This is a genomic window from Altererythrobacter sp. H2 (genome assembly GCF_035319885.1).
GTDB lineage: Bacteria > Pseudomonadota > Alphaproteobacteria > Sphingomonadales > Sphingomonadaceae > 34-65-8.
Map to the genome: position 1 here is coordinate 204,663 of NZ_CP141285.1, position 26,531 is coordinate 231,193.

Genomic DNA, 26,531 nt, shown 5'->3' on the forward strand with positions numbered 1-26,531 from the left:
CCTTGAAAGTCTTGGCCGCGATCCTCGCCGGTGGCCAGTCGCGCCGCTTCGGCAGCGACAAGGCGCTGGCGCTGGTCAATGGTGAACGCCTGATCGACCGGGTTGCGGGTGTGCTGCGCCCGCAGGCCGATGCGCTGGTGGTGTGCGGGCGCGAAGACCCGTCCTTCACCTGCCTGCCTGACTGGCCAGAGCCAGGCCTCGGCCCGCTCGGCGGGCTCAATGCCGCGCTCCGCCATGCCCGGGCCGAAGGGTTCGATGCGGTGCTGAGCACGAGCTGCGACGTGCCCAACCTGCCCTCTGGCCTGCGAGCCGTGCTGTCCGGCGACGGGGCAAGCTGTGCCGCCGACCAGCCCGTGGTCGGCTGGTGGCCAGCCTCGCTGGCGGGCGATCTCGACGCCTATCTCGCCGGGGGTGGCCGCGCGCTCTACGGATTTGCCGAACGGGTCGGCGCGCGGCAGGTCAGGTTCGACCCGCCGCTCGCCAATGTGAACCGCCCCGAAGATCTGCGCTAGAGCTTGAGCAGCTGCTTGCCGCGGTTCTTGCCGCTGAACAGCCGCTGCAGCGTGTCGGGCGCGTTCTCGAACCCGTGCTGGATGTCTTCCTGCCAGGTCAGGCGGCCGTCCTTGACAAACCCCTCCAGCCGCCTGCGGATCGCAGGAAACTCGCTGGCCCAGTCGAGCACGATGAAGCCCGCCATGGTGCCGCGCCGGAACACCAGGTTGAAATAGTTCTGCGGCCCGGCGGGAAGCGAGCCAGTCTCGTAGCGGCTGATCCCGCCGCAGATCACCACCCGCGCGCCGGTGGCGATCTCGCCCAGCATGTCGTTGAGGATGCTGCCGCCGACGTTGTCGAAGATCACGTCGACCCCGCGCGGGCAATGCTGCTTGATCTGGGCGCGAACGCTGCCCGCCTTGTAATCGATGGCTGCGTCATAGCCCGCTTCCTCGACCAGCCAGCGGCACTTGTCCTCGCCCCCGGCGATGCCGACCACGCGGCACCCGGCGATCTTGGCCAGCTGGCCGACGATCGAGCCGGTCGCACCCGCTGCGCCCGATACCAGCACGGTATCGCCCGAAACGGGCCGCCCCACCTTGAACAGCCCGCACCATGCAGTGACGCCGGTCGTGCCGAGGATCGACAGCACAGAAGTGGGCGAAAGATCGGTCTCGACTTTGGTGAGATCCTTCCCGTCGGAAACCAGGTATTCGGTCCAGCCGGTGCTGCCGAACACCAGATCCCCCACCGCGAACTTCGGATGGTTGCTGGCCACGATTTCGCAGATGCCGCTGCCGCGCATCACATCGCCGATCGCCATCGGGGCGACGTAATCGGCAATGTTCTCCATCCAGCCCTTCTGCGCCGGATCGAAACCGAGGTAGAGCGTCTTCAGGAGCACTTCGCCTTCGCCGGGTTCGGCCAGCTTCGTTTCTGCCAGCTTGAAATCGCTGTCCTCGATCCCGCGACCGCGCGGATGTCCGTTCAAGAGCCACTGGCGGGTGGTGACAGGCATTGGGATGCTCCTCGGATTGGCTGTGGCGAGCCTATTGCGGGGCCGGACAGTGCCAAGCCACGGCCAAAAGTGCCAGTCGAGAGCCGCCCGCGTCCTGCTAGTGTGCGCTGGGGAAAATGGAGCGCATCATGGGCATCGAGACACACAAGACGTTCTGCCGCTTCTGCCACGCCAACTGCGCCATGCTGGTCGATGTCGAGACCGGGCCGGAAGGCAGGCGGGTGCTGGAGGTGCGCGGCGATCCGGACGATCCGGCTTACGGCGGCTATACCTGCATCAAGGGGCGCCAGCTGCCCGAATCGCACAATGCGCCGCACCGGCTGATCCATTCGCAGGTGCGCGGGGAAGACGGCCAGTTCCGCGACACCCCGATGCCGGAGGCGCTGGCCCATGTCGCGGGCGAGCTGCGCCGGATCATCGATACCTACGGCCCCAATTCGGTCGCCCTGTTCATGGGCTCGGGCGGCTACCAGAACAGTTCAGCCTGGGCCGCGACCTACAGCCTCGCCCAGGCGATCGGGACGCGCAATTACTACACCTCGGTCACGCTCGACCAGCCGGCCAAGGTCTTCACCACGGCGCGCTATGGCAAGTGGCTGGGCGGAACCAACACCTTCAGCGACAGCGATGTGGCGCTGCTGGTCGGCAACAACCCGATGGTCTCGCATTACTCGCCGCCGGGCGGGGTGCCGCCGTTCAGCCCCTCGCGCCGGATTCGCGACCGGCAGAAGGCCGGCCTCAAGCTGATCGTCGCCGACCCGCGCGAGACCGAAGTCGGTGCGCTGGCAGACATCTACCTTCCGGTAAAGCCGGGCGAGGACCCGGCGCTGCTCGCCGGGATGCTCAACGTCATCATTTCGGAAGAGCTGTACGACCGCAATTTCGTTGCCGCGCATGTTGACGGGTTCGACGACCTGAAGGCAGCCGTCGAAGCCTTCACTCCCGATGTTGCCGCAGCGCGCGCAGGGGTCGACCAGGGCCAGCTGGTGGCTGCCGCGCGGATGTTTGCCCAGGCCCAGAAAGGCTGCGCGGTGACCGGCACCGGCCCCGAAATGGCCGGCAACGGCACCCTGACCGAATACCTCGTCACCTGCCTCAACACGCTGTGCGCGCGTTTCCCCCAGGAAGGCGACAAGGCGGCCATCCCCGGCGTGTTCACCGCCCAGGGGCCACGCCGGGCGCAGGTCGGCCCGAAGATGCCGATGTACGGCGCCGAAGGCATGGCGAAGTCGCGTTTCCGCGGGCTTGGCCAGCTCGGGCTGGAAATGCCCTGCAATGTGCTGGCAGACGAAATCCTCACCCCCGGCGACGGGCAGGTGCGGGCGCTGATCTCGGTCGGCGGCAACCCGGTGGTGGGCTTCCCCAACCAGGCCAAGATGGTCCGCGCGCTCGATGATCTGGAGCTGTTCGTCCAGATCGACCCGTGGATGAGCGCCAGCGCCAAACGCGCCGACGTGATCCTTGCGCCCAAGCAGTGCCTGGAGCGGGAGGATATCACCAACCTCAGCGAATGGTGGCACGAGCGGCCCTATGCCCGCTATGTCGAGCCGGTGGCCGATGCGCCGGGCGACGTGATTGACGAATACGAAATGATGTGGACCATCGCCAAGCACTTGGGCGTGACCATGGAACTGGCGGGCGGCCCGCTGCCGATGGATCGGGATACCCCGCCGCCCAAGGAGCTGTTCCTCGACCTGATGACGGCCGGATGCCTGGTCCCGCCCAGCAAGGTTCGGCGCGATGCGCAGGCCGCCGGCGGCGCGGCAGTGGTCTATGATGAACTGCACCCGCTGGTCGGCCCGGCCGATCCGGAAGCGCAGGAACGGTTCGATCTCGCCGCCGGGGCCATGCCCGCCGAGCTCGCAAAATACGGCGCTGACGAAGCCCGCCGCGCGGGGTTCGATTTCCGCCTGATCTCGCGCCGTTCCAAGACCCGGTTCAACTCGATCGGCCATCCCTTGAGCAAGCTGCGCGCCAAGACCACCACCAACCCGGCCTACATCCATCCCGATGATCTGGCCGAGCTGGGGATTGCCGAAGGCTCGATTGTCGAAATCAGCAGCGCGCACGCCACCATTCACGGGGTGGTCAAGGCGAGTGACAAGGTGCGCCGGGGCCTCGTCTCGATGGCCCATGCCTATGGCGATGCCGATGCCGGCAAGCACGACGTGCGCGAGCGCGGTTCCTCGACCAACCGGCTGACCAGCGACGAAGTCGATTTCGACCCGATTACCGGGCAGGCCCTGCAAAGCGCGATCCCCGTGCGGATTGCTGCCGCCTGACCTCTGCGAACGAAGGATGATACATGCCTGACAACCGCCGTTTCCTCCTCCGGCGCCGCCCGGACGGCACCCCGGTGCGCGAGGACTTCGAACTCGTCACCGAGCCCACGCCGGAACTGGCGGAGGGCGAATTCCTGATCCGCAACCACTATGCCTCGCTCGACCCGGCGATGCGGGGGTGGATGGACGCGGAAGGCAACTATATGCCGCCGATCCCGCTCGATGCTCCGGTCCGGGCCAGCACCATCGGGGTAGTGGAGGAAAGCCGCGCCGAGGGCTTTGCGCCGGGTCAGTGGGTCATGGGCCTCAACGCCATCGAGGACTATTCGATTGGCGTGGCAGGCGGCTTTGCCCAGCCGATTGACCCCTCGCTGGTGCCGAGCGTTACCAACTACCTGTCGATCTTCGGCGCGGTCGGTATGACCGCCTACTTCGGTTTCCTCGAGGTGTGCGAGCCGAAGGAGGGCGAGACGGTTCTCGTCACCGGAGCGGCGGGTGCAGTCGGATCGATTGTCGGCCAGCTGGCGAAGATCAGAGGCTGCCGCGCCATCGGCATTGCCGGCGGACCGGAGAAATGCGCGCGGCTGGTCGAACGCTACGGCTTCGATGCGGCGATCGACTATCGCGGCAAGGACGAAGCCGCGCTGACCCGCGCGATTGCTGAAGCCGCGCCTGATGGCGTCGACGTGATCTTCGAGAATGTCGGCGGGATCATCCTCGATGCGGGCCTCATGAACCTCAATCTCAAGGGCCGGGTCGGACTGTGCGGCCTGATCAGCGAATACAACACCGAGCCGCGCGGCATCCGCAACCTGTGGCAGCTGATCGTCAAGCGCGCGGACATCCGGGGGCTGCTGGTGGCGGACTATGTCCCCCGCTTCGGTGAAGGCGCGGCGAAGATGGGCGAATGGGTCGCCGCCGGAAAGATCGTGACCGACGAGCATGTCGATGAGGGGATTGAGAACACCTTCGATTCCTTCATGCGGCTGTTCGCTGGCTCCAACCAGGGCAAGATGATCCTGAAGATCGCCTGATGAGGCGGCTGCTGGTCCTCTCGGGCGGCCACCCTTACGAGGAAGCGCCATTCGCCGCGCTGCTGGCCAGCCTTGAAGGGTGGCAGGTGACCCACCTGGTTCACCCCGAGGCCGAAAAGGCTGTGGCCGACGGCGCAGCGGCCGAGGCTGACGCAATCCTGTTTTACGACATGCCCGGCTATACCTTTGCCGAGGGCACGGTGACCACGCGCCCGCCGTCAGAGGGCTACAAGGCCGCGATCCGCGCCCACTTTGCCGCCGGGAGGGGCGCGGTCGCCTGGCACCATGCGCTGGCCGGATGGGCCGAGTGGCCCGAATGGGCAGAGATGGTTGGCGGGCGGTTCCTGTACCAGCCGGGCGAAACACGCGGGCTGGCCATGCCCGATTCCGGCTATCGCCATGATGTTGCCTACACCGCCGAGGTGCTGGCCGATCACGCGGTCACCGCCGGTCTGCCGAACACTTTCGAACTGTGCGACGAGCTCTATCTCGCCCCGGTGTTCGAGGACCGGGTCGAGCCGCTGCTGCGCGCGCGCCATGCTTTCGTGGCCGGGAACTTCTATTCCGCCGCGCTGGCAGTGGGCGGGCAGATGTTCAGCAATGCCGGATGGGAGCATCCCCCGGGCAGCGATCTGATCGCCTGGCACCGCACGGTCGGCAATGGCCGGCTGGTCTACCTGCAACCGGGCGACGGACCGGCCACATACGCCAATCCCCATGTCCGCCAACTGCTTGGCAATGCACTGGATTTCCTGTCCGCCCCGCCCGCCTAACATTTTGACGCAATGCCACGGGCCAAGGTGCTGGCTAGGGTCTGGCCATCACGCACCGGAGTGGGATTTTGCGGCCATGAACAAGCCAGTCAACAACCGCCATGTCTTCGCCCCTGAGACACTGGTCGATCCGTTCGATTTCTACGCCGAGACCCATGCGGCAGGCACCAGGATCGAGCATCTGCCCGACATGGGCACTTATGTGGTCTATTCCTACGACCTGTGCAGCGAAGCAACAATGAAACCGGAGGTGTTCTCCAACGATTTCACCGCGCTGATGGGGGCCGATGACGACGAAATCCGCGCCATCCTGGCCGAGGGGTGGGACAATCCGCCGACCCTGCTGACCGCCGACCACCCGGTCCACACCCGCAACCGCAAACTCGTCAATCTCGCTTTCTCCGCGCCGCGCGTGAACGCCATCGAGGCCGACATGCGTGCCAAGTCGATCGAGCTGATCGCCGGGTTTGCCGACCGGGGCGAATGCGAGTTCGTGGAAGATTTCGCCATCCCCCTGCCGGTGGCGATGATCGCCCAGCAGATCGGGCTCGACAACGATCCCAAGCAGGTCAAGGACTGGTCCGACGCGGCGGTTGACCGGTTCAGCCAGATGGTCAACCGGGAGCGGGTGCTCGAGTGCGCGCGCAGCCTGGTCGCCTTCCAGAAGTACATGAAGAGCAAGATCGACGAGCGCCGCGCGCACGGCGGCGATGACCTGCTCGCCGATCTCGTTGCCGCCCGCGTCGAAGGTGAAACGCCGCTGACCGACGAGGAAATCATGTCGATCATGCAGCAGTTCATGGTCGCGGGGAACGAGACCACCACCTCGACCCTGGCCGGCGGGCTGCTCCAGCTGATCCGCAACCCGGACCAGATGGAGAAAGCAGTCGCCGCCGCCGGGGGCAAGGATCCCAAGGTGATCATGAACCTGGTCGAGGAGGCCCTGCGCTACGAAACGCCGACCGCCGGCATGTGGCGCATCGTCAAGCAGGATACCGAGCTTGGCGGCATGGCGATCCCGGCGGGAGCGGTTGTGCAGCTGCGTTATGCTGCCGCCAACCGTGATCCGGCCCGGTTCGAGAACCCCGACAAGTTCGACATCGAACGCACCAATGCCCGCGCCCACCTCGCTTTCGGCAAGGGCCCGCACATGTGCGTCGGCAACATGCTCAGCCGCAAGGAAATGCTGGTCGCGTTTGACGAGCTGCTCAGCCGCCTGACCGATTTCAAGGTGGCCGACGAAAGCGGCATCGCCATCCTGCCGAACATCCTGCTGCGCGGGGTCACCCGGCTGCCGATCACTTTCGGACGTGCTGCATGAACTTCGACCTCTCCGAAGAGCAGGACATGTTCCGCGCCGCAGTCGAGCGGTTCGTGCAACCGGTCGATACCGAATTCCGGCGCCGCCTGCGCGCCCACGCCAACGGCTATGACCGGGCGCGGTGGAGCGAACTGGCCGAGCTCGGCCTGCTGGCCCTTGCAGTTGACGACGCGGCCGGCGGCATGGGCGGCGGGCCGATCGACCTGGCGCTGGTGGCCGAAGCGCTGGGGCGCGGCAATGCGCCCGACCCGTGGCTGGAAAACGGCGTCCTGCCTGCGCGGATTCTCGCCGCAAGCGGGCAGCAGGCCTTGCTTGACCAGGTGCTTTCGGGCCAGTCGATCGTGGCCTGCGCACTGGCCGAACGGAGCCAGCGCTACAGCCTCATCGCCAAGGGCATGACCGCCCGAACCCAGGGGGACGGCTTCGTCCTTTCGGGCGAGAAGACTTTCGTGTTGGGCGGGGCCATGGCCGACTGGCTGGTGATCTCGGCCGATTGCGGCGGAGAAACTGCGCTGTTCCTGGTGCCCGGCGATGCTGCCGGGCTGGAGCGCCGCCCCTACCGCCTCGCCGATGGCAGCATGGCCTGCGAATTGCGCTGCCTCAATGTAAGCCTGGGCAGCGAGGCGCGCCTCTCGCTCGGGCTCGCCGGGCTGCTGGCGATCGTTGACGATGTCCGCCTGCTGGCCTCGGCCGAAATGCTTGGCCTCGCCCAGCGGCTGTTCGATGACACGCTCGATTATGTGAAGCAGCGCGAGCAGTTCGGGGTGGCGCTCGGCACCTTCCAGGCACTCCAGCACCGGCTGGTCGAATGCTACAGCGCGCTCGAACAGGCGCGCTCGATGCTCTATCGCGCGGCCCTGGCCGACCATACTGACCCGGTCGCCTGGCATCGTTCCTGTGCCGGAGCCAAGGCATTCATCGGCGAACAGGCTGACCAGGTCGCGCGCGAGGCAGTGCAGATGCACGGCGGCATGGGCGTGACCGACGAGCTTGCCATCGGCCACGCGATGAAGCGCGTGCTGCTGCTCAGCCGCCTGTTCGGCGATGCCGACAGCGCCCTGGCCGAATACGCAGCCAAGTTCTCGGAGGCCGCATGACCGCCCTGACCCCGATCGACCCCGCGCTGTGGAGCGACGAGCCGGAACCGCACCTGATGGGCGGGCGCCTGCCCAATGGCGAGATCGTGTTCCCGATGCCGGTGGGCGACGCGGCGCGCGATGTGGAGCCTTGCAAGCTCTCCCGCAAGGGCACGCTCTGGTCATGGACGCGGCAGGATTTCTGCCCGAAGGAACCCTACGAAGGCCCCGGCTCAGGTCCGGAAGACGGCCCGCAGGACTTCAAGCCCTACCTGATCGGTTATGTCGAGCTGCCCGGCGAAGTGATCGTCGAGACCCGCATCGTCGATGCTGTGCTGGAGGATCTCACGCTTGGCATGGCGATGGAATTCTGCGTGGTGCCGTTCAACGACCGCCACACCACTTTCGCCTTCCGGCCGGAGCAATAATCATGGGCGAGAATGTCTACATCATCGGCGCCGGGATCCACCCCTTCGGGCGCACAGACGGCCGGTCAGGCCGCGAGCAGGGGGTCTATGCCGTGCGCGAGGCACTGGCCGATGCCGGGCTGGACTGGCCCGACATCGAATGCGCCTATGGCGGCAGCGCAGCAGCGGGCAATGCCGACATCATGGTCAACGAGCTGGGTCTGACCAGCCTGCCGTTCACCAATGTCGCCAACGGCTGCGCCACCGGGGGCAGCTCGGTCGCGGCGGCGCAGCAGGCGATTGCCAGCGGGGCCTATGACCTGGCGCTGGCGGTCGGGTTCGACAAGCATCCGCGCGGCGCGTTCAACGCCCATCCGAAGGACTATGGCCTGCCCGAGTGGTACGGCCAGACCGGCATGATGCTGACCACGCAGTTCTTCGCGCTGAAGATCCAGCGCTACATGCAGCTGCACGGCATTTCCCGCACCACCCTGGGCCGGGTGGCGGAAAAGGCGTTCCGCAACGGCACCATGACGCCGCATGCCTGGCGCCGCAGCGAAGTCGATCTGGAGACGATCCTCAACGCCCCGATGGTCAACGATCCGCTGACCAAGTACATGTTCTGCTCCCCCAGCGAAGGCGGGGTTGCACTGATCCTAGCCAGCGAGACAAAGATGCGGCAGCTGGGCGCGGATGGCGTCAAAGTGGCAAAGATCGCGGTCAAGACCCGTCCGCCAGACAGCTTCGAGGTGTTCCAGGCCGGGGTCAGCGTGCGCGAGGGCGGCAAGCCGACTGTCCTGGCCAGCAAGGCCGCGTTCGAGGGTGCAGGGATCGGCCCGGACGAAATTGACGTCGCCCAATTGCAGGACACCGAAAGCGGCGCCGAGATCATGCACATGGCCGAGAACGGTTTCTGCCGGGACGGCGAGCAGGAAGAGTGGCTCGCCAATGGCTGGTCGCAAATCGGCGGCAGGCTGCCGATCAACACCGATGGTGGCTGCATCGCCTGCGGGGAGCCGATCGGCGCCTCTGGCCTGCGCCAGGTCTACGAGAACGTGCAGCAGCTGCGGGGCCGCTGCGGCGAGCGGCAGGTGGCGGGCGCGAAGACCGCTTACAGCCACGTCTACGGCGCACCGGGCATGAGCGCGGTCGCGATTCTGCAAAGGTAAGGCGGGCAATATGGGGCGCATGAGCGGAAAGGTTGCGCTGGTCAGCGGCGGGGCCGAGGGTATCGGTGCTGCGGTGGCGCGGCTGATCGTCGCCGAAGGCGGCAGCGTGATGCTGTGTGACCTGCAACTGGGCAAGGCCCGCGCGCTGGCGGCGGAACTGGGCGATCATGCCGATGCCTTCCAGCTCGACGTGCGCGAATTCGGCCAGTGGGAGGCGGCGGTCGCCGCCACGGTGGCGCGTTTCGGCAAGCTGACGGTGCTGTGCAACATTGCCGGAATTTCCGAGCCGGGCAACGTGGTCGATGGCACACTCGACGTGTGGCACCGCACCGTCGACATCAACCTCAACGGCCCGTTCTACGGTTGCCGCGCGGCCATCCCGGCGATGGAAGCGAGCGGCGAGGCCTGCGCGATTGTCAACATCGGCTCGATGATCGCGATCCGCCCGGCCGCCTTCGTCGCCGCCTACAGCGCCTCCAAGGCAGGACTGGTCGGGCTGACCCGCTCGATAGCGCTCGATTGCGCGGCGCGCGGCGTGCCGATCAGGGCCAACATGGTCCACCCTGGCGCAATCCGCACGCCGATGTATGACCGCTACAAATACTCCGGTGCCGACACGCCGGAGAACATCGAGACGAACTTTGCCGCGACCCACCCGATGAACCGCATCGGCGAACCCGAAGAAGTGGCCCGGGCGGTCGTCTTCCTTGCCTCCGACGAGGCCAGTTTCACCACCGGGGTCGACTTCACCGTCGACGGCGGCGGATCGATCAGGAGTTGATGAGCATGGGCAGCCAACCCGCCACCCGCATCGACGCGCACTTCGTTGCTGCGGGCAAGTATCACGACATCGACTATGCCCGGCTGGAGGTGCTCAAGCTGCTGATGGAGCATCCGCAGATTCGCACCACGGTGGCGGCGGACTATTCCGGGCTGGAGCGGCTCGATGCCTGCCGATTCCTCGTCACCTACACCTGCGACCTGGTGCCCACAGCGGAACAGGCGCAGCAGATCAGGGCCTGGCTGGAAAAGGGCGGCAAGTGGCTGGCGCTGCACGGCACCAATTCGATCCTGGTGTTCACCGAAGGCGGGGTCGACTGCCCCGATGACCGGCCCGACGTGATGGAAATGCTCGGCACCCAGTTCAAGGCCCACCCGCCGATCGGCCCGTTCAAAGTCGAGGTGGTCGACCGTGACCACGAGTTCACCCGCGGGATCGACGACTTCGAGATCGTCGACGAGCTCTACCTGTCCTACACCACCGCGCCGATCCACACGCTGATGCAGACCACCTTCGAAGGCAAGGCGACCGGCTTCACCGCGGAGAAGTGGGACAAGACGGTAGTGCCGCTGCTCTACACCCGCGATATCGGCAGGGGCCGCATCTCGTACAATGCGCTGGGCCATTGTCGCGGCCACTACGACCTGCCCGGCATGGCCGATTTCTACCCGCACAAGGAACTGTGTGCGTGGAACTACGATGTCTACTACGACCTGTTGCGGCGCGGGATAACCTGGGCGATGAGGGACGACGGCCAGGACAGCGGGCGGGAAGGAGCCTGAACCGATGGATATGGAATTTTCCGCCGAAGACCTGGCCTTCCGCGAGGAAGTGCGCGCCTTTCTGGCCGACAACCTGCCCGAACGGCTGAAGGAAGGCGCACGGCGCACGCCCGGCGTGTTTGTCGAGCCCGATATCGGGATGGAATGGCACCGGATTCTCTACCGCAAGGGCTGGGTTGCCTATCACTGGCCCAAGGAAGATGGCGGCACCGGCTGGAGCCCCACGCAGAAGTTCATCTTCGAGAAGGAATGCGCGCTGGCGGGCGCGCCCGGCATTTCCATTCTCGGCCTGCGGCTGGTCGGCCCGGTGATCTGCGCCTTCGGTACGCCCGAGCAGAAGGCGCGCTTCCTGCCGCGCATCCTGTCGGGCGAGGATTACTGGTGCCAGGGCTATTCCGAGCCAGGCAGCGGGTCAGACCTCGCCTCGCTGCGCACCGCCGCGCGGCTGGAAGGCGACGAATACGTGGTCAACGGATCGAAGATCTGGACCACCCACGCGCACCACGCCGACTGGATCTTCGCGCTGGTGCGAACCAACCCGGACGTCAAGAAGCAGCAGGGCATCACTTTCCTGCTGCTGGAAATGAACCAGCCGGGGGTGGAGATTTCTCCGATCCTGTCGATGAGCGGTGACCACGAGGTCAACCAGGTGTTTTTCACCGATGCCCGCACCCATGTGTCGAATCGCATTGGCGAAGAAGGCCAGGGCTGGACCATCGCCAAGTTCCTGCTGGAAAACGAGCGCGGCGGATCATGCTTTGCCCCGCGTCTGCTCCAGCACATCGCCGAGCTTGAGCGGCTGGCCCAGGAACAACCCTCCGGCGTCAACGGCGCAATTGCGCACGATGCTCGTTTCCGTGACCGGCTGGCCCGCACCCGGCTGGAGGCTGAAGCGCTCGAAGTGACCGAGCTGCGCATCCTGGCCGAACTGGCCAAGGGCCGCGCGCCCGGGCCGCAGACCTCGCTGACCAAGCTGCTGGGCGCCAACATCGGCCAGGCGGTCGATACCCTGCGGCTCGAACTGCTCGGCTACGACGCGCTGCAACTTCCGGCCGAGCGCCCGCTCTACGGGAACGAGGCGCCCGAGCCGGTCGGCAGCGAGATGGCCCAGGTGGCAATGGGCAACTATCTCAACAACCGCGCCTCGACCATTTTCGGCGGCTCGAACGAAGTGCAGAAGAACATTATCGCCAAGACCGTGCTGGGGCTGTGAAAGCTGGCCAAACCTCGTCATTGCGAGGAGTGAAACGACGCGGCAATCCAGAGCCGTTGCGCACTCCGCGCTGACCTGCCGCGCCGCCGGCGGCGGCTCGCAATGACGATCTGAGAAGGAATGACAATGGACATATCGAAGCTCATGTTCCGTGACGGCCTGATGGCGAACGAGCGCATCCTGGTGACGGGCGGCGGCACCGGGCTGGGCCGGGAAATGGCCGAGGCGTTCCTCGAACTCGGTGCCACGGTCTACATCTGCGGGCGGCGGCTGAACAAGCTGGAGGAAACCGCGCAGGAACTGATCACGGCGCACGCCGGTGCCTCGGGCGGCAAGGTAATTCCGCTGGCCTGCGACATCCGCGATGCCGAGGCCATCGATACGATGATCAATGCGATCTGGCAGGACGGGCCGCTGACCGGGCTGGTCAACAATGCGGCCGGAAACTTCATCAGCCGGACCGAGGATCTTTCCGTCAATGGCTTCAACGCGATTGCCGACATCGTGTTTCGCGGCACGTTCTACGTCACCCACAATATCGGCAAGCGAATCATTGCCGAGAAGGGCCGCCTGAACGTGATCTCGATCCTCACCACCTGGGTGTGGAACGGCTCGGCCTTCGTGCTGCCTTCGGCCATGTCGAAAAGCGCGATCAACACCATGACCCAGTCCCTCGCGGTCGAATGGGGGCGCTACAACATGCGCTTCAATGCCATTGCCCCGGGCCTGTTCCCGACCAAGGGGATGAGCGCGCGGCTTTCGCCCGGCGGGCGCGGGGGCAATTCGAACAACGAGATCAACCCGATGGGCCGCCACGGCGAAATGCACGAACTGGCCAATCTGGCGGTGTTCCTGATGGGGCCGGGGGCAGAATATGTGAACGGCCAGACCATCGCCATCGACGGCGCGGGCTACCAGGCCACCGGCGGCACCTTCTGGAGCACGCTGCAGGGCCTCGGCGACGCCGAATGGGAAGGCCTGCGCGCGATGATCAAGGGCACCAACGCCAAGGACAAGGCCGAACGCGCCACGGGGTGAGGGAGCGCTGAGGCCTGGCCTGGCGCGCGCGCGAGCTTGAACCCTTACTCAACACCTTCGTCACCCCGGACCTGATCCGGGGTGACGTATTCCCGCGATTTTAGCCTGATCTTGGAAGTTGTTGGCTGTCCCGCCAACCTTTCCCACGTCGATTAGCGTTGCCCGAGGCTACCCCGCCGCCGCTTCCGCCAGCGCCTGCGCCGTCTTGTAGTCAGGCTTGCCGTTGTTGAGCCGCAGCGACTGCGCGGTGAACACATAGAGCCGCGGCACTTTGTATCCGGCCAGGCCAGCGCGGGCGCGGGCATCAAGCTGCGCCTCCAGGTCCGGCGCGTCCGCTTCAGGCTGCACCACTGCCGCAATCCTGCGGCCGAAGCGCGCATCGGGCACGCCGACAACCCGCACGTCGTGCACACCGGGATGCTCCTGCAGCACCGCTTCCACTTCCTCGGGGAAGACTTTCTCGCCGCCGGTGTTGATGCACATGTTGTCCCGCCCGATGAACTCCATTGTCCCGTCCGCGCCCCAGCGCGCACGATCGCCGGTCATCAGCCAGCGCTTGCCGCCGATTACCGGGAAGGTCTGGGCATTCTTTTCATCCTCGCCGAGATAACCCAGTGGCAGGGGGCCGGAGCGGGCGACGATCCCCACCCCGTCACTGCCCTGCGGCACTTCCGCCAGATTCTCGTCGAACAGCCTGGTCTCGCGGCCGGGAATGGCGGCGAACTTGCCGCCCCCGCTCGATCCCTGGACCGTGGTGACCACCACTGCCGTGCCCGCGCTCTCACTCGATCCGAGCGCGTCGACGATCATCATCGCCGGATGGACCGCCAGCAACCGCTGCTTGTTGGCGAGCGAGAACACCGCGCCCGAGGAGGTGATCTGTCGCACGCTCACCATCGCTTGCGGCCCGTCGGCGCGTTTCTCCAATGCTTCGGCCAGCGGCAGGGCGAAAGCATCGCCGACAAACGAGATCGAGCGCGCGCCGTGCTGCCGCACTGCATCAATCGCCAGATCGGCATCGAAGCTCTTTGCCGGCAGGGTCGCCAGCGTCCCGCCCTTGAGCAGGTGGATCACCGCCGCAAACTGCCCCGCCCCGTGCATCAGCGGGCTGAGCAGCAGCAGGGGCGCGCTGCTGGCGGGATGGTCCGGGCCGATTTTCGCGGCTTCGGCCACATGGCTTGCGAGCGAGGGCGTGATGAACGGCGGCTCTCCCGGTGCCCGCATCCATGTTCCCACCCCGAACGCCTGCCAGGCCGCGCCGTGCGGCCACATCACCGCCTTGGGCATCCCCGTGGTGCCGCCGGTCGCGGTGTAGAACAGGGCATCGGGATCGCGGTGGACGGCAAACCCGGCGGGCAGCGGGGTGGCGCACAGCGCCTGCCATCCGGCATCGGCGGGGTCGGCCACGATCGGCTCCAGCGCACCTTCCGGCATCGCCTGGGCAGCGCGCCCGGCAAACTCGCTTTCCACGAATAGCGCCTTCAGGCCGAAGCGGGCGAAGATGTCCGCCAGTTCGCGCTCCTTGTAGTGGTAATTCACGTTAACCGGGATCACGCCCGCCTTGGCGCAGCCGAAATAGGCCAGCATGTAGTCCGGCCCGTTGCGCAGCATCTGCCCGGCGGCATCGCCCGGTTTCAGCCCGCGCGCGGCAAGGCCGGCGGCGATCCGATCCGTCAGCGCATCGAGCTCGCACCAGGTCACCAACCGATCGCCGTGCAGCAGTGCCGGGCGGTCAGCGGGGATGGCCTGCGCCAGCGCTTTCAACGCAAAACCGAAATTCTCGCCCTGCCAGGTCATCGCTTTCTCCCTTGCCTCGGGCGGTGGCTAGCCGCGCCCATCCCCCCCTTCCCCTACGCAAAATAACAGGGGGTCGCACCCCTGAGCGTGATAGAGTGTTGTCCGAATCGCACTTACCGGGAGCTTTTGTTGCATGGCGGGCAATGTCATCGAACTTCGCACCCCTCACGGCCGGGAACAGCTCGACCAGTTGCTCGAGCAGGTCACCATCCGGTGCCCCGAGGATATCCATGACGCCGCGCTGGTCATGGCCCGCGTGGCACAGGAACGCGGGATGCAGGTCGCCATGTGCGACGACATTTCCTCCAAGGAACCGATGCTCGATGCCGATGGCACGGTGCTCAATGCCGACATCTTCCGCTGGCTCGACGATGGGGCGCGCTGGTGGGAAGATCACAGGCTGGCGCTCTATTCGCCGCTGCCGCGCGCCTGCCGGTATGAAAGCGAGCCGTTCTGGGTCAACCGCCACGGGTTCAACACCCGCTGGCGCAACGTCTATCTGGAAGAAATCGACCTGCACGATTTCGAGAAGCGCGCACTGTGCAAGGCCGCCATCGTGGTGCCGGTGCACCTGCCGTTCGGGCAGATTTCCGCCAACAGCTTCATCAGCATGGACCGCGACAAGGAAGACCTGACCGAGGAATTCGCACTCCACGGATCGCTGTTCTCGCAGCTGACCCGCCGGTTCGTGGCCGGCTATGTCCAAGCCAACCGCACCAAACGGCGGATCCCGTCGGACTGCGTCCTGTCCAAGCGCGAAGTCGAGTGCCTGCGCTGGGCGGCAATCGGCAAGACCGACAAGGAAATCAGCATGATCCTGAGCCGGAGCCATGCCACGATCCGTTACCACATCCACCGCGCGGGCGAGAAACTGGACTCGGTCAACCGTGCGCAGACCATCTTCAAGGCGGGCCAGCTGGGCTATCTGGGCGCGTCGGCTTAGCGGCGAGCATCTCGCCTGGTTTGCCGGCACCGGGCCACATGTGGTCCGCAAGGGCGACCTTCCGCCCGCAGCGTCGCGACCTTCAGGTCATATGAGCGAGGATTTCGCACGCCGGGTGGCGTACGGGCATCACAAACCGATTACCCGAACCGCCGCACCGGATCGCTACCGTCCCAGTTCTCGCTCGCAGCCTTGATGATCGCGAACAAGTCCGGCCCTTCGGTCGAGCGTTCCAGCACTTCGACCAGAGTGCCCGGGCCGCCTCTCCCGTTCTTGGCCCCCGGATCGGCATAGATAACCTTCTTCCCCCCGAATGACCCTTCGATCACGATCTCTGCCCCGTGAGCCTCGCAGGCCGCATAGGCCCCGGCGATATCGTCAACCAGCAGGCAGACATGGTGCAGCCCGTTGCCGGTTGAGCCATATTCGCCGCGATAGATAGACGGGTGCTCGTCACGCGGGCGGATCAATTCGATCTGCATGTCGCCCCAATAGGCGAGCGCGAGATCGAACACCGCATCGGTCGGCTGCCCCCGGTATTTCATTCCGTCGAGATGAATGCCTTCGATCAGATAGAACGGACCCACTCCCATGACTTCGGTCCAGTGTTTCAGCGCGGCGTCGAAATCCTCCGGCACCCACGCCAGCTGCATGATCGGACCGAGGGCGGAGAACGACTTGGGCAGGCCCATCTTGAATTCCTCACAGATACGCTAGGATGCGCGGCCCACGATGTGCGATAGGTTTGCCCCATAACACTGCGTAAATTGCGAGGAGAGGCACCCGGCCATGAACGAGATCAGCAACATCGCACCGGATGGTCAGCGGGCGGACCGCTGCCCGGGGATGAGCTATACCGACATGCTCGAAGGCGACACCCGGCGTGCGCCCGACTATCTGTTCGAGGAAACCCATCCCGACATGCCGACCGACCCGCTGTCGGTCGAGCCCTATATCAGCGAAGACTTCGCCCGCCTGGAACGAGAGCGGATGTGGCCCAATGTCTGGCTGTTCGCGGCCCGCGTGGATGAAATGCCCGAACCGGGTGACACCGTGGTGTTCGAGATCAACGACAAGTCGTTCCTGCTGGTGCGCCAGCAGGATGGCGCGGTGCGCGCGTTCTACAACGCCTGCCTCCACCGCGGGCGCAAGCTGCGGACCAAAGGCGGCAAGACACCCAACCTGCGCTGCAACTTCCACGGCTTCACCTGGAACAACGACGGGTCCTTGAAGGAAATCCCCTGTGCCTGGGATTTCAAGCACCTTGAAGACAAGGACATGAGCCTGCCCGAAGTGCGGGTGAACGTGTGGCAGGGCTTCGTGATGATCACGGAGAATGAAACCCTGCCCGACTTTGCCGAATGGCTCGGCTCGCCCGCCTCGCATTATGACCGCTACGATTTCGAGAACCGCTATACCGGCATGTGGGTGAAGAAGCGGATCCCGGCCAACTGGAAGGCGACAGCGGAGGCCTTCATGGAAGCCTGGCACTCAGTCACCACCCACCCGCAGCTGCTGCCGTTCCTGGGCGATGCCAACACCCGCTACGACCTGATCGGTGACAACTTCAACCGCGCGATCACGCCGTCAGGCGTCCTGTCCCCCCACATGAAGGGCAAGGACCAGATGTATGTGCTGGAGAAGATGAACGAGTTCTCCGGCGGCAGCGACGCCAGCACCAACCGCCGCTTCAACGCAACCGAACTGCCCGACGATATCGACGCCGATGACCCGCTGATGGCGCGCAAGGTACTGGCCGAAGCCGGGCGCAAGGGGTTCGCGCAGCAATACGGCTACGACTATTCCGACGCTTCGGACACCGAGATCCTCGATAACTTCACCTACAACATCTTCCCCAACTTCAGCCCCTGGATCGGCTACCTGCCGACGCTGGTCTATCGCTGGCTGCCAGGTGACACGCCGGACTGGTGCACGATGGAAATCCGCCTGCTGTTCCCCACGCCCAAGGGCGAGCCGCGGCCGCGCTCGGTCGAATGCACCACCATCCCCGATGACGAGCCATTCAGCTGGGCGACCGACAAGATGGGCGCTGCGCTGGCGAACGTGTTCGATCAGGACATGGCCAACCTGCCGCATGTGCAGACGGGCATGAAGACGATGAAGCAGGGGCTGATGGAGCTGGGCAAGTACCAGGACAGCCGGGTGCGCCACTTCCAGACCACGCTGATGAAGTACATCAACGGCGAACTGCCGGCCTGAGGTGGGGTTTTCGTTCGACCTGACCGGCCGCACCGCGCTGGTTACCGGGGCATCCTCCGGGCTGGGGGAGCGGTTCGGCCGCATCCTCGCCGCCTCGGGCGCGAAGGTTGCGCTCGCCGCGCGCCGGGCCGACCGGCTCGAGGCACTGGCGCAGCGGATCGGACCGAGCGCCGCCGCCGTGCAGATGGACGTGGCGCGCGAGGCTGACGTGATCGCGGGCTATGATGCCGCCGAAGCCGCATTCGGCACGGTGGTCGACACCGTGATCGCCAATGCCGGGATCGACGGGGCGGGCCTTGCCACCGAAATGCCCGAGGACGAGATCGAGCACACCCTCAACGTCAACCTCAAGGGCGCGATCCTGACCGCGCGCGAGGGCGCCAGGCGGATGATGGCGGCAGGCGTGGGCGCTGACGGGCGCAAGGGCGGCCGGATCGTGCTGATCGCCTCGATCACTGCGTTCGAAGCCTCGCCCGGTCTGGTCGCCTACAGCGCCAGCAAGGCGGGCGTGGTCCAGGCTGCCAAGAGCCTCGCGCGCGAGTGGGCCCGCAAGGGCATCTGCATCAACACCATTTCCCCCGGCTATATCCGCACCGCGATCAACGACGCATGGTTCGACACCGACCCCGGGAAGGCGCAGGTCGCCCGCTGGCCGCGCAAGCGCCTGATGGGGCAGGAAGGGCTCGATGCCATGCTGCTGTTCCTGTGCTCCGACGCAGCCGAATTCGTGACCGGGGCCGACTTCGTGCTGGATGATGGCCAAACGTTATGATGCGTTTTCCGCCGTTGCTGACGCAATCGGAAAAGCACGCTCAGACGCCGCGCGGGCTTGGTCACGGTTGCCGTTCCCTGCGTTCCGGTAACCGTTCCAAATGACCCGTCGCGCCCTCTCGCTCGCGGCCGGGGTGCTGCCTGAAGCGACCCCGGCGCAGCTGGTCGAGGCGGCGGCCTATGGCGGGTTCGACATGGGCGGGATGTGGGCCGAGCGCGACAGCTGGACCCCCGCCACCACCCGCGCGGTGCGGCGGCAATGCGGTGAGGCCGGCGTCACCCTGCTCGACCTCGAAGTCGCATGGATCACGCCTGGGCCGCCCGACCCGTGGCTGACCGAACTGGTGGACATCGCTGCCGAGCTCGGCGCGGCCAACCTGCTGTGCGTTTCCAGCGACCCCGATGCTGCCGCGACCGTCGCCAAGTTTCAGGCGATGGTCGACCGGGCCAAGGGCACCGGGGTGCGGATCAATCTCGAATTCGGGCTGTTCACCGAAGTGAAGACGATCCACGCCGCACGCGCGATCCTTGAACAGGTCGAGGGCGCAGCCAAGGCACTGCTGGTCGATACCCTGCACTGGTCCCGCTCGGGCGGCACGGCGGCGGACCTGGCCGCCATCCCGCGCGAATGGCTGAGCTATTGCCAGCCATGCGACGCCCCCGCCGCCCCGCCGGATCTGTCGAACTTCGACGCGATCATCGACGATGCGATCAACCGCCGGATGCCGCTCGGCCACGGCGGGCTGGCGGTGGGCGCGATGCTCGATGCCCTGCCCGATCACCTCCCGCTGGCCGTCGAGGAACGCTCCGCCACCCTGCGCGACGCCTTCCCCGACCTCAACGCCCGCGCCCGCGAAGTGGCGCGGACAAGCCGGGCCTGGCTGGAGGGCCGAGGTTAGCAGGCCTGGTCGGCTAGGCCGGATTTTCGGCCAAGACAGGCGATCCGGTCGCGACCCCATACCGGAATTCGCGGATCAAGATCCGCCGATCAGCCGCGGAACGCCGGGGTAAGGCCAGAACTGCGCTGCCGGCAGCCGCTGGCTTAGCGCCACGATCCGTTTCTCGCCCCGTTCCACTGCCGCTTTGCTGGCGCTGTGGGCGACGAGGCGCGAGAAGGATCGATCGTACGCATCGGCCAGCCCGATGACTGGGGCTTACTCCCCATTCTGCGCGCAGTGCTTGAGCCGCTCGATCATCCAGCGGCCGGCCGGGCCCGGCGGTTCGGCTGTCCTGTAGACCGCTGACATGGTGAGCGTCGCTCCGCCGGGCGGGACGTTCTGGATGGACAATTCCGTCAGGCGTCCGTCCTCAAGTTCCTGCTTCACTATGTGATAAGGCATGCCGCCCCAGCCGAGGCCGCGCAGCAGGAAGGCGTGCTTGGTCGCCAGATCGGCAAGCCGCCATGTCGAATCTGCCATCACCCCAAACTGCTGTCCGTCTGAAAGGTGCGAACGGTCGGTCAGGACAAGCTGGGTATGTCGCACCAGCTCCTCAGCCGGGATGACACCCCTGTATTGGCTGAGCGGGTGGTTGGCCGCCGCCACCATCAGCACCTTCACCTCCGCTACGCGTTCGGCGGTCAGTCCTGGCGGCAGCACCGGCAGCGACCCGACAATGCCGAACCCCGCCCGACCTTCCAGCACGGGCTGCACCGCCGAACCGAGCGCCTCGACATAAAGGCGCAGCGGGGTGGAGGGAAACGCGGTGCCGAATTGCTCAGCCACATCGGCGACCAAGTCGATCGGCACGAACACATCGACGACAGCGATCAGTTCCGGCTCCAACCCGCCCGAAATGCCCTTGGCTCGAGCGCGCAATTCATCGAGCGCCGTTACCACCTTGCGGGCGTCGGCGATCAGGACAGCGCCTTCTGGCGTGAGCCGGGGATAGCGATTGGTCCGGTCGAACAGCACCACCGACAATTGCGCTTCGAGATTGGCGATGGATTCGCTGACCGCCGGCTGCGTACGCCGCAGTGCCCGCGCGGCTGACGAAAAGCTGCCTTCGTCCACCACGGCGATGAACGCGCGCAATTGTCCGAGTGATACTGCGTCGATCGACAAAGCCCCTCCCATCGGGAAATGCGATGGATGCGATCGGATAATAGAGGCTTTGCCTGTCACCGCAAGCGTGGCATTTCCTCTCCACCAGGTCGGGACGGTCCCGGGGCGAAGCCCGAACAGACCGCATCATCGCCCCTAAGTGTCAGCGTGATTGCTACACACCATTGAAGGATTGCCGCCGTGCCCACCAGTTCCCGCTTTGTCGTTACCGTTCACGCCCTTGCCGCAATGGCTGTGAGCGACGGCACGCCGATGCGCTCGGCTGACCTTGCAGGGTCAGCCAGCACGAGCGCGGTCGTTATCCGCGGCTTGCTGTCCCGTTTGCACCAGGCCGGGCTGACGACATCGCAATTGGGCGCTGGCGGCGGTGCCTTGCTGGCAAAGCCTGCCGCCCGCATCCGGCTGCTCGACGTTTACAAGGCGGTCGAAGACACCAGATTGTTCACGCTGCATCGCCTGCAACCGATGGATCGGTGCGCGGTTGGCAGCAACATACAGGACGCGCTGCGGCCCGTTCTGGATCGGGCCATGGCGGCGATGGAGGCAGAGCTTGCCCAAGTAACCATCGCCGACGTGGCGGCAGAGGTCGCTCGTCTGGGCAAGTTCACGATCCCGCTCAAGTGGGCCTGATTTGCCTATAAATGTAGGCACCTCACTTACACATTCACTCTTCAGTTTCGGTCCGGTTAGCCCATGGGGCGCTGCCGACTGGCGTCTCCTTGCCCCACATTCAAAGGAAATATGACATGACTATCGGTATCATCGGATCGGGCGCTCTCGGCTCCAACGTCGCCCGCGCGCTTGCCAAGGTCGGCATGACGGCCATCATCGCCAACAAGCGCGGACCGGCCTCGCTCGCCGCGCTGGTCGAGGAACTGGGCGAGACCATCACCGCCGGCACTGTCGCCGAGGCGGCGAGCGCCGACATGGTCCTGCTGGCAATGCCCTGGGTCGCGCTCGAAGATGTGCTGGGCGATCTTCCCGCCTGGGACAACCGCATTGTGATCGACGGCACGAACCCCGTTCTGTTCCTCGAATCGGGCTCGCCGGAAGCCAGCGATCCGACCAATCCCCTCGCCGCCTATGGCATCAAGGCCGTTGATCTGGGTGGTACCCATTCCAGCGCGGTGGTTGCCGGACTCGTGCCGGGCGCCCGTGTGGTGAAGGCGTTCAACCATCTCGACGTCAACGTGCTGCCCGAGCCGAAGACCGCAGGCGGCCAACGCGTCCTGTTCTACTCGGGCGACAATACCGACGCCAAGGCGCAGGTCCGCGCGATCCTTGAAGCCATCGGCTTCGTAGCGATCGATCTCGGCACGCTCGACGTTGGCGGGCCGCTCGCATCGCTCCCCTTCGGTGCGCTCGCCATGCACAATTTCGTGCGCATCTGACGTGCCGGCCCGCCGCTCCATACGGATCGGCGGGCCAGCAACCGTCTCAAAGAGATCAATCTGGCGGCACGGATCGGAAATCCAGCGAAGGAAGCCGCCATTCAGGAAACCACCCAACATCCGCCATGTGCACAGCCCTGTCTCGCGCTCGCAAGCGGATCGGCATTTCCTACACGCGCCCGGTCGACTAAGCGGCCAATTCGCTCTTTCCCATCGTGACATCGCTCCACCGCGCAGATGGCGCACAGGCGCTGTTCTCGCGCTTGCCCCGGCAGTGTCCGCCAGCCACACCGGCGTCTATCAAATTGACGTTACATGATAAATGCCCGTCCGGCGAAGGTGACACCGTGTCACCTTTGTCACCCGGTGCCGCGTCCTGGCTGGGCCTTGCTGATCAGGAGTAGGGCGCGTCCCAGTCCTTGCTCCGCGCCCAGTCGATCAGGCTGGTCGGCTCCACCCCCAACAGATCGCGCGCGGCCTGCGGGTCGACCAACAGCGGCGAGGTGGCCTGCGCGTTGTACCAGGCGTAGAACTTCGCCATGCCGTTGTAGACGCTGCCTTCGGGCACTTCAGGCGATCCGGTCACCAGCACGCTCATCCGGCTGGCGAATTCCTCCGGCTTGAGGCTCTCGAACCGGATCGGCCGGGCAAGAGCTTCGCTCAGCCGCTCCGCAACCTCGTCGCCTACCAGCGCTTCGGGCCCGCCCAGCGGTACGTGCTGCCCGTCAGCGCGATCAGTCTGCAATGCACGGGTCATCGCCTGCGCCACGTCCTCCAGGCAGACCCAGCTGATCGTCAGCCCCGGCCCGGCCGGATAGGCGAACACCCCCTCGCGCATGATCAGCGGGCGGGTCCAGGCGCGGTACATATTGTCCATGAACACCACCGGCTCGATGAACACGCACGGGATGCCGGTTGCTTCCAGCGCCGCCTCGATGTCGCGCCGCCCGTCATGGGCAGACAGTGCGAGGTCGTGATTCGCCACGAAACAGGCGGTGTTGAACACGATCTTCTTCAGCCCCGCCCGGCTGGCACCCTCGGCGATAGCTCCGCCAAAACTGGCGGCACGGTCCCGGTCGAACTCGAACGGCAGGTGGAATGCCGCCGCATCCTGCCCGGCAAAGGCGACCGCCATGGCGTCGGCGTCGGTAATGTCGGCATGGACGGTCGGCAGGTCGGGGAACGGCGTGCCTGCCATGGCGCCCGCGCGCCGCACCCCGGCGGTGACCGAAAACCCGGCCCGCAGCAGCGCCGCGACGAGCGGTTGGCCCTGGTCGGCCGGTGCGCCCAGGACGCAGACTTTCTCTATTGTCATCGGCGTGTCCCGCTCAGGCTTCCGCGGCGATTTCCGCGCTGTCGAAATAGTGGATGCGGTGTTCCCGCAGCAGCCCGTCCTCGAACTTGCCGACTTCGCTCAGCGTCTGGGTGAAGGTCCGCCCGGTCTTCTTCGACGTCATGGTCAAGCTGAGGATCACCGCAGCGTAGGTTTCACCGCCGATGATCTCGTGGATCTCCACCTTGGCGTCAGCCCAGGTGCCGTACATAGCGGCAGACAGGCGCTGGAGCGCGTCCCGGCCCTTCCACTCGCCGGCGAACGGCAGCGATTCTGCCTCGTAGATCACGATCTCGGGATGCAGCCGCTCGGCGACCGCATCCCAGTCCCGCTGGCCGGCGAGCCGGTAGATATCGGCCAGAAGTTCGGCCGGTTTGCGTCCTAGTTGTCCTACGGTTTCACTACTTGAGGACGACATCATTCGATAACGCCGATCAGGTCACCCACCTTGTAGACATGGCCTTCCTCACCCGTCGGGCGCAGCGTGCCGCTGGCCTGGGCCTGCACCTCCACGGTCGTCTTGTCAGTTTCCACAGTGTAGAGCACCTCGCCCGCACTGACCTGTTCGCCATCGCCGAACATCCATTCGACCAGCGTCATTTCCTGCGCGCTCATGCCCAGCTTGGGGATGCGGATTTCCTCGGCCATCGCTCAGTCTTTCCCCACACTCGCCTTGATCTGGGCGACGATATCCGCCTTGTTCGGGATCCAGGCCTGCTCCAGATGGCTGGCGAAGGGCACGGCGGAAAAGGTGCCGCCGATCCGCCGGACCGGGCCCTTGAGGCTGTCCCAGCACTTTTCCTGGATATTGGCGGCGAGTTCGGCCCCGGTGCCGAACGGGCGAACCGCTTCATGCAGAGTGAGCGCACGGCCGGTCTTGCGGACCGAGGCCAGCACCGTCGCCTCGTCGTAAGGCGCGATGGTGCGCAGGTCGATCACCTCGACGCTGATACCTTCCTTCTCGAGGTCGGCGGCCACGCTGAGCGCATCGAGCACGGTGCGGCCATAGGTGATGATCGAAATGTCGCTGCCCTCGCGCGCAACCGCCGCCTTGCCCAGCGGCACGCGGTAGCCCGGGCCCGGGTCTTCGGACTTGAGGCCGTAGCACAGGATGTTCTCGATGAAGATCACCGGATCGTTGGCATCGATGCTGGCGCGCATCAACCCGCGCGCGTCCGCCGCATTGCTCGGCGTGACCACGTGGATGCCCGCGACGTGGGCGAACCACGCCTCCAGCATGTCCGAATGCTGCCCGCCGAAGCCGACCCCGACCCCGGTGGTGGTGCGGATCACGATCGGGCACGGGGTCTGCCCGCCGCTCATGAAGCGCAGCTTGGCCGCGTGGTTGACGATCTGGTCCATGCACACACCGACGAAGTTCATCAGCATGATCTCGGCAATCGGGCGCTGCCCGGCGAGCGCAGCGCCAACCGCCGCGCCAATGATCGCGGTTTCCGAAATCGGGGTCGCGCGGATGCGATTTTCGCCATATTTCTCGCTGAGGCCCGAGGTAATCTTGAACACCCCGCCGCCCTGCTTGGCGGCGACATCTTCACCGAGGCAGAACACGCCCGGATCGTCGGCCATGGCCTCGTCGATGGCGAGGTTGAGGGCCTGAGTCATGGTAATTTCGGCCATCAGTTCACCTCCTCCAGCACGTCTTTGTAGATCTCGCTCACATCCGGCAGCGGCGCGGCCAGCGCATGCTCCACCGCCGCGTCAATCTCGGCGTTGATGCCATCGACGATGCTGTCGAGCTCTTCTTCGGTGAACTGGTGCTCCAGCATGACCTTGCGCAGCTTGGGCAGCGGGTCTTCCGCCGCCATCTCGGCCAGATGCTCGGGTGGCATGTAGGAGAAGTCCGAGCCGAAGAAGTGGCCCATCATGCGGTAGCACATAGCTTCGACAAGGCTGGGCCCTTCACCCCGGCGGGCGCGGTCAACCGCTTCCTTCACCGCTGGGTAGACTTCGTGGACATTGTTCCCGTCCACCGTCACCCCCGGCATCCCGTACCCGGCGGCGCGGCTGGCGATGTTGGGGCTGTCGGTGTGATCGGCATAGGCGGTATGCTCGCCGTAGCGGTTGTTCTGGCACAGGAACACCACCGGCAGCTTGTACAGCTGGGCCATGTTCATCGCTTCGTGGAAGCCGCCGATATTGGCCGCGCCGTCGCCGAAGCTGACCAGCGTTACGCGCCCGTCACCGTTGTTCTGGCTCGCCATGGCCAGGCCGTTGGCGATTGGGAGACCGGAGCCGACCACTCCGGTCGTCACCATGATCCCGGTTTCCGGATCGGTGATGTGCATGGTCCCGCCCTTGCCCTTGCAGGTGCCGGTCGCCTTGCCGAGGCATTCGCCCCACCACTTCTCGATCGGGATGCCCTTGGCGGTCTGCTCGCCCTGCCCGCGATAGGTGCACACGACGTAGTCGTCCTTCTCAAGCGCGGCCATCGCCGCGGCGGAGACCAGTTCCTGCCCGCGTACGCAGTAATACATCACCGCGACCTTGCCCTGCATCAGCAGGGCACGGAATTTTTCGTCCGTCCGGTTCACTTTCATCGTGCGGGTGTAGATGTCGAGCAGCTTGTCGCGGTCGATCTCTTTGGCATTTGCGGCCATGGGGAGTTT

General features: G+C 65.7%; 27 protein-coding genes. 18 read left to right on the forward strand and 9 right to left on the reverse strand.

The window, feature by feature from the left end; genetic code table 11:
• The first annotated feature begins 2 nt into the window (after positions 1 to 2).
• Positions 3 to 512, forward strand: a complete 510-nt coding sequence (gene mobA, locus U4960_RS00995; RefSeq protein WP_324261753.1) for a molybdenum cofactor guanylyltransferase — start codon at positions 3 to 5, stop codon at positions 510 to 512.
• Here mobA and U4960_RS01000 read toward each other — a convergent pair.
• Entirely contained in the window at positions 509 to 1,510 is a 1,002-nt protein-coding gene (locus U4960_RS01000) for an NADP-dependent oxidoreductase (RefSeq protein WP_324261754.1), read from the reverse strand. The genes mobA and U4960_RS01000 overlap by 4 nt on opposite strands.
• Before the next feature lie 128 nt (positions 1,511 to 1,638).
• Between U4960_RS01000 and U4960_RS01005 the strand changes: the two genes are divergently transcribed.
• The 11 genes from U4960_RS01005 (at position 1,639) to U4960_RS01055 (ending at position 13,386) form a co-directional block, all read left to right on the forward strand.
• Positions 1,639 to 3,792: a molybdopterin-containing oxidoreductase family protein gene (locus U4960_RS01005; RefSeq protein ID WP_324261755.1), complete on the forward strand. Its 2,154-nt coding sequence runs from the start codon at positions 1,639 to 1,641 to the stop codon at positions 3,790 to 3,792.
• 23 nt (positions 3,793 to 3,815) lie between these two features.
• On the forward strand, positions 3,816 to 4,826 hold the full coding sequence (locus tag U4960_RS01010) for an NADP-dependent oxidoreductase (RefSeq protein ID WP_324261756.1): 1,011 nt from the start codon (positions 3,816 to 3,818) through the stop codon (positions 4,824 to 4,826).
• The gene (locus tag U4960_RS01015; protein WP_324261757.1) at positions 4,826 to 5,599 is read left to right on the forward strand and encodes a ThuA domain-containing protein; all 774 of its coding nucleotides are present in this window, start codon (positions 4,826 to 4,828) and stop codon (positions 5,597 to 5,599) included. The genes U4960_RS01010 and U4960_RS01015 overlap by 1 nt, the downstream gene beginning before the upstream one ends.
• Before the next feature lie 76 nt (positions 5,600 to 5,675).
• Positions 5,676 to 6,920 carry a cytochrome P450 gene (locus U4960_RS01020; RefSeq protein ID WP_324261758.1) on the forward strand — a complete coding sequence of 415 codons (1,245 nt, stop codon included), beginning with the start codon at positions 5,676 to 5,678 and terminating at the stop codon, positions 6,918 to 6,920.
• Complete coding sequence (locus U4960_RS01025) at positions 6,917 to 8,017, forward strand: acyl-CoA dehydrogenase family protein (RefSeq protein WP_324261759.1); 1,101 nt, start codon at positions 6,917 to 6,919, stop codon at positions 8,015 to 8,017. Before U4960_RS01020 ends, U4960_RS01025 begins: the two co-directional genes overlap by 4 nt.
• Entirely contained in the window at positions 8,014 to 8,424 is a 411-nt protein-coding gene (locus U4960_RS01030; protein ID WP_324261760.1) for a Zn-ribbon domain-containing OB-fold protein, read from the forward strand. Before U4960_RS01025 ends, U4960_RS01030 begins: the two co-directional genes overlap by 4 nt.
• Positions 8,425 to 8,426: 2 nt before the next feature.
• Entirely contained in the window at positions 8,427 to 9,572 is a 1,146-nt protein-coding gene (locus tag U4960_RS01035; protein WP_324261761.1) for a thiolase family protein, read from the forward strand.
• A 19-nt stretch (positions 9,573 to 9,591) separates the two neighbouring features.
• On the forward strand, positions 9,592 to 10,353 hold the full coding sequence (locus U4960_RS01040; RefSeq protein ID WP_324261762.1) for an SDR family NAD(P)-dependent oxidoreductase: 762 nt from the start codon (positions 9,592 to 9,594) through the stop codon (positions 10,351 to 10,353).
• Between the two features lie 5 nt (positions 10,354 to 10,358).
• Positions 10,359 to 11,135 (forward strand): ThuA domain-containing protein, encoded by a 777-nt coding sequence (locus U4960_RS01045; RefSeq protein WP_324261763.1) that lies wholly within the window; start codon positions 10,359 to 10,361, stop codon positions 11,133 to 11,135.
• A gap of 4 nt (positions 11,136 to 11,139) precedes the next feature.
• The gene (locus tag U4960_RS01050; protein ID WP_324261764.1) at positions 11,140 to 12,348 is read left to right on the forward strand and encodes an acyl-CoA dehydrogenase family protein; all 1,209 of its coding nucleotides are present in this window, start codon (positions 11,140 to 11,142) and stop codon (positions 12,346 to 12,348) included.
• 126 nt (positions 12,349 to 12,474) lie between these two features.
• Positions 12,475 to 13,386 (forward strand): SDR family oxidoreductase, encoded by a 912-nt coding sequence (locus U4960_RS01055; RefSeq protein WP_324261765.1) that lies wholly within the window; start codon positions 12,475 to 12,477, stop codon positions 13,384 to 13,386.
• Between the two features lie 168 nt (positions 13,387 to 13,554).
• Here U4960_RS01055 and U4960_RS01060 read toward each other — a convergent pair whose 3' ends face one another.
• The gene (locus U4960_RS01060; protein ID WP_324261766.1) at positions 13,555 to 15,183 is read right to left on the reverse strand and encodes an AMP-binding protein; all 1,629 of its coding nucleotides are present in this window, start codon (positions 15,181 to 15,183) and stop codon (positions 13,555 to 13,557) included.
• A 133-nt stretch (positions 15,184 to 15,316) separates the two neighbouring features.
• Between U4960_RS01060 and U4960_RS01065 the strand changes: the two genes are divergently transcribed.
• Positions 15,317 to 16,126 carry a helix-turn-helix transcriptional regulator gene (locus U4960_RS01065; protein ID WP_324261767.1) on the forward strand — a complete coding sequence of 270 codons (810 nt, stop codon included), beginning with the start codon at positions 15,317 to 15,319 and terminating at the stop codon, positions 16,124 to 16,126.
• A 140-nt stretch (positions 16,127 to 16,266) separates the two neighbouring features.
• Here the strand turns inward: U4960_RS01065 and U4960_RS01070 are convergent, their stop codons facing one another.
• A complete protein-coding gene (locus U4960_RS01070; RefSeq protein ID WP_324261768.1) occupies positions 16,267 to 16,818 on the reverse strand; it encodes a VOC family protein in 552 nt (183 codons plus the stop codon).
• A gap of 97 nt (positions 16,819 to 16,915) precedes the next feature.
• Here U4960_RS01070 and U4960_RS01075 point away from each other — a divergent pair, with 97 nt between their 5' ends.
• The 3 genes from U4960_RS01075 (at position 16,916) to U4960_RS01085 (ending at position 20,016) form a co-directional block, all read left to right on the forward strand.
• Positions 16,916 to 18,346, forward strand: coding sequence for an aromatic ring-hydroxylating oxygenase subunit alpha (locus U4960_RS01075; protein WP_324261769.1), 1,431 nt, complete (start codon positions 16,916 to 16,918; stop codon positions 18,344 to 18,346).
• Between the two features lies 1 nt (position 18,347).
• Positions 18,348 to 19,118 carry an SDR family NAD(P)-dependent oxidoreductase gene (locus U4960_RS01080; protein WP_324261770.1) on the forward strand — a complete coding sequence of 257 codons (771 nt, stop codon included), beginning with the start codon at positions 18,348 to 18,350 and terminating at the stop codon, positions 19,116 to 19,118.
• A gap of 100 nt (positions 19,119 to 19,218) precedes the next feature.
• The gene (locus U4960_RS01085; protein ID WP_324261771.1) at positions 19,219 to 20,016 is read left to right on the forward strand and encodes a sugar phosphate isomerase/epimerase family protein; all 798 of its coding nucleotides are present in this window, start codon (positions 19,219 to 19,221) and stop codon (positions 20,014 to 20,016) included.
• A 255-nt stretch (positions 20,017 to 20,271) separates the two neighbouring features.
• Here the strand turns inward: U4960_RS01085 and U4960_RS01090 are convergent, their stop codons facing one another.
• On the reverse strand, positions 20,272 to 21,180 hold the full coding sequence (locus U4960_RS01090; RefSeq protein WP_324261772.1) for a LysR family transcriptional regulator: 909 nt from the start codon (positions 21,178 to 21,180) through the stop codon (positions 20,272 to 20,274).
• 180 nt (positions 21,181 to 21,360) lie between these two features.
• Here U4960_RS01090 and U4960_RS01095 point away from each other — a divergent pair, with 180 nt between their 5' ends.
• Both U4960_RS01095 and U4960_RS01100 read left to right on the forward strand, forming a co-directional pair.
• Positions 21,361 to 21,810, forward strand: a complete 450-nt coding sequence (locus U4960_RS01095) for an Rrf2 family transcriptional regulator (protein WP_324261773.1) — start codon at positions 21,361 to 21,363, stop codon at positions 21,808 to 21,810.
• An 89-nt stretch (positions 21,811 to 21,899) separates the two neighbouring features.
• A complete protein-coding gene (locus tag U4960_RS01100) occupies positions 21,900 to 22,571 on the forward strand; it encodes an NADPH-dependent F420 reductase (RefSeq protein WP_324261774.1) in 672 nt (223 codons plus the stop codon).
• 394 nt (positions 22,572 to 22,965) lie between these two features.
• Here the strand turns inward: U4960_RS01100 and U4960_RS01105 are convergent, their stop codons facing one another.
• The 5 genes from U4960_RS01105 to U4960_RS01125 are packed head-to-tail and all read right to left on the reverse strand — an operon-like array spanning position 22,966 to position 26,522.
• On the reverse strand, positions 22,966 to 23,886 hold the full coding sequence (locus tag U4960_RS01105) for an SDR family oxidoreductase (protein WP_324261775.1): 921 nt from the start codon (positions 23,884 to 23,886) through the stop codon (positions 22,966 to 22,968).
• 13 nt (positions 23,887 to 23,899) lie between these two features.
• The gene (locus U4960_RS01110) at positions 23,900 to 24,325 is read right to left on the reverse strand and encodes a nuclear transport factor 2 family protein (RefSeq protein ID WP_324261776.1); all 426 of its coding nucleotides are present in this window, start codon (positions 24,323 to 24,325) and stop codon (positions 23,900 to 23,902) included.
• A complete protein-coding gene (locus U4960_RS01115; protein ID WP_324261777.1) occupies positions 24,322 to 24,552 on the reverse strand; it encodes a lipoyl domain-containing protein in 231 nt (76 codons plus the stop codon). The genes U4960_RS01110 and U4960_RS01115 overlap by 4 nt, the downstream gene beginning before the upstream one ends.
• A 3-nt stretch (positions 24,553 to 24,555) precedes the next feature.
• A complete protein-coding gene (locus U4960_RS01120; protein WP_324261778.1) occupies positions 24,556 to 25,542 on the reverse strand; it encodes an alpha-ketoacid dehydrogenase subunit beta in 987 nt (328 codons plus the stop codon).
• Positions 25,542 to 26,522 (reverse strand): thiamine pyrophosphate-dependent dehydrogenase E1 component subunit alpha, encoded by a 981-nt coding sequence (locus U4960_RS01125; RefSeq protein ID WP_324261779.1) that lies wholly within the window; start codon positions 26,520 to 26,522, stop codon positions 25,542 to 25,544. Before U4960_RS01125 ends, U4960_RS01120 begins: the two co-directional genes overlap by 1 nt.
• Between the last annotated feature and the right edge of the window lie 9 nt (positions 26,523 to 26,531).